Source organism: Pseudonocardia sp. (assembly GCF_025965585.1).
In the GTDB taxonomy this organism is placed as follows: Bacteria; Actinomycetota; Actinomycetes; order Mycobacteriales; family Pseudonocardiaceae; genus Pseudonocardia.
The window spans coordinates 1-3,013 of sequence record NZ_JAOPWR010000527.1 but is presented as its reverse complement, the minus strand read 5'-3'; the positions used below and the strand labels follow the sequence as shown (position 1 = coordinate 3,013).

Here is a 3,013-nt window from a genome sequence, read left to right as displayed (position 1 = left end):
CTGCGTGAGCTCGGGACGGTGGCTCACAACGCGTCGGGCTCCAACATGGCCGACGGCGCGGTTGCCGCGCTGGCCCGCGATCGCGACACGCGATTCGCGGTGATCGAGGTGGACGAACTGCACCTCGCGGCCGTCGCGGAGGCCGTGGACCCTGCTGTGATCGTGCTGCTCAACCTCAGCCGTGACCAGCTGGACCGCGGCAACGAGGTCCGCGCTGTCGCGGCGGCGTTGTCGGCGGCGCTGATCCGGCATCCTCGAACTGCGGTGGTCGCGAACGTCGACGATCCGATGGTGGTGTGGGCGGCGTCGTCGGCGGCGCGGCCGGTATGGGTGTCGGCCGGATCGGGATGGGCCGGCGACACGATGACGTGTCCTCGATGCGGAAGCGCCCTGGACACCACCGTGGTGCAGTGGTCGTGTCTCTGCGGGCTGGCCCGGCCGGCCCCGTCGTGGACCACGCGGTCGTCGAGCCACCCCGACGGCGTCACGGGGCAGGGGGCGGCGGTGTCGGTGGATGGAACGGTGGCAGCGATCCACTTGCGTCTGCCGGGGCGGTTCAACCGGGGGAACGCGGTGATGGCGATCGCGGCCGCGGCCCACTTCGGCGCCGATCCCGTCACGGCGTCGGACGCGATGTCGCGTATCGAGGACGTGGCGGGGCGCTACGCGCTGATCGGGTACGGCCAGCACGAGCTGCGGTTGCTGCTGGCGAAGAATCCAGCCGGGTGGGCGGAGACCCTCGGGGTGATTGACGAGGCGAAGCCGCTGATGATCGTTGTGAACGCCCGGGAGGCCGATGGCCGTGATACCTCCTGGCTGTGGGACGTCGGGTTCGACGGACTGCGATCCCCGAGCGTGGTGGCGTGCGGCGAGCGCGCCGCAGACCTCGGTATCCGCCTGAGCTACGCCGACGTCCCGCACACCACGGTGGTCGATCCCCTCGTCGCCCTGGCCGGGATGGCCCCGGGGAAGGTCGACGTCGTCGCCAACTACTCGGCGTTCCACGACCTGCGCCGGCGCCTCGCATCGGGAACCTCGGCCGGGGCGACGTGATGGGCTCGTCCGACTCGACTCTGGTCATCGGCGTGCTGCTGCCCGACGCGTTGGGGACCTACTCCGACTCGGGTAACGCCGTGGTCCTCGCCCAACGAGCCCGCTGGCGGGGGATCCCCGCTCGGGTACTCGACATCACCGCCACCGCTACCGCGCCCCCGACCGGCTGCGACGTGTACCTGCTCGGGGGAGGTGAGGACAGCGCCCAGACCGCCGCTACCCGCTGGCTGGCCCGATACCCGGCGCTGCCGGAGGCGATGGCGACGACGGCCGTGACGCTGGCGGTCTGCGCCGGATTGCAGATCATGGGCCGGTCCATGTCCGACCGAAGCGGACACACCTATCCCGGGCTGGGCCTGCTCGACCTCACCACCGTGCCCGGACGGCGCCGCGCGGTCGGTGAAGTCGTCACGACATGCGCGATCCCCGGGGTCGGTCAGCTCACCGGGTTCGAGAACCACCAGGGCGTCAGCACCCTCGGTGACGGCCTGCAGCCGCTCGGCCAAGTCGTGCGCGGGGTCGGGAACGGCACCCTCGACCGCAGCGGGCACCCCGGCGACGGTGTGGTCGCCGACCGGATCATCGGCACCTACCTGCACGGGCCGGTCCTCGCCCGCAACCCCGCACTCGCCGACCACATCCTGCAGATGGCCACCGGCCGCACCCTGGAACCACTCGAGCTCCCTGACCAGCATGCACTACGCCGGACCTACCTCACGCGATCAGCGCGCTGACCTCGTCGATCCTCGGCAGCCACAGAGACACCGGCAGCGGCTGGTGCACCGCATCGTGCCATCGGTCAGGGGCCTCTGCGTGGGGACGCGTCCCGGCCACCCGTCCGGTCCCGTCGGGCATCCCGTGCGGGAGCGCGTTCTGGAGATCGCCGGTGGCGTCGTTGGCCCGGTGCCGGGTGCGGTGATCAGATCGGCTCGAGCAGTGCCGGGGCGAGTTGTTCCAGGTGGTTCACGCCGGTGGTGAAGTCGGTGCCGATCGGCATGCCCACCGTCACGTGGTCCGCGCCGGCGGCGATGTGCTCGCGCACCGTGGCTGCGATCGTCGCCGTGGCGCCCTGCCCGATGCTCGCCGCCACCAGGATGACCAGGAGCTTGTCCGGACCGAGCAGTCGCCTGGCCTGCGCGGTGAACTCGGGCTGCACCATGGCGGGCATCGCCCCGTCGGTGATCTCGCCGGCCAGCGTGAGCATCTTCGGGCCGTTCGCGGCGATGATGCAGGGGTAGGCCGCGTCGGGTGCGGGCAGTTGGGCCGGGCCGGTCATCTGTTCCAGGTAGTCGCGCATCGTGGCCAGTGGGGTGCCGTACTCCCGGCCGACGCTCGCAGCCTGTTCGGGGTAGCCGACGCCCAGGCCGAGCACGAGCCGGCCGGGGTAGGCCTGGGCCAGCAGGGCCGCCGCGCCGTGTGTGGTCTGCGGTGACCTGGCCCAGATGTTGGCGATGCCGGTACCGAACGCCATCTTCTCGGTGGCGGCGAGGAGCACGGCCAGCTGCACGAGGGCGTCCTTGCCGATCCCCTCGTTGGTCCACGCGGCGCGGTAGCCGGCGCGTTCCAGCCGGCGGACCGCGTCGCGCTGCAGGTCGGCTGGTGGTGCGCTGGTGGTCGGGACCGGCAGGAACGCGCCGACCGGCCCCAGAGCACGCCGGATCGCCTCGACCGTGGTGGTGCTCCCCATGGCGGTTGCGGCGCGGCTGATCATGCGGATGGGTTGTGGAAGTAGTGGCCCTTGTCGAGGTCGTCGATGAGCCCGGGGTGCGCCGGTTGCCACCCCAGCAGGTCGCGGGTCAGTGCGCTCGAGGCCGGGCCGTCAACCGCGAGGGGGCCGGCCAGCCAGCTGAAATGCTCGCCTGCCTCGGCGGGGGAGACGGCGACCACCGGGAGGTCGAGATGCCGCCCGATCACCTTCGCGACGTCGCGGATTGGCACGCCCTCGTCCGCGACCCCGTGC

General features: G+C 71.9%; 3 protein-coding genes and 1 pseudogene. 2 read left to right on the top strand and 2 right to left on the bottom strand.

The features are described 5' to 3' along the window. Positions 1-1,053 (top strand): Mur ligase family protein (locus tag JWR81_RS32385; RefSeq protein WP_297661529.1); only part of this gene is annotated, 1,053 nt, incomplete at its 5' end. Continuing rightward, positions 1,053-1,787, top strand: a complete 735-nt coding sequence (locus JWR81_RS32380) for a glutamine amidotransferase (RefSeq protein ID WP_297661527.1) — start codon at positions 1,053-1,055, stop codon at positions 1,785-1,787. The genes JWR81_RS32385 and JWR81_RS32380, both read left to right, overlap by 1 nt. A gap of 185 nt (positions 1,788-1,972) precedes the next feature. Here the strand turns inward: JWR81_RS32380 and JWR81_RS32375 are convergent, their stop codons facing one another. Continuing rightward, positions 1,973-2,764: an LLM class flavin-dependent oxidoreductase gene (locus JWR81_RS32375; RefSeq protein ID WP_297661525.1), complete on the bottom strand. Its 792-nt coding sequence runs from the start codon at positions 2,762-2,764 to the stop codon at positions 1,973-1,975. After that, positions 2,761-3,013: pseudogene (locus JWR81_RS32370) on the bottom strand (3-beta hydroxysteroid dehydrogenase); the annotation flags it as partial. The gene JWR81_RS32375 and the pseudogene JWR81_RS32370, both read right to left, overlap by 4 nt.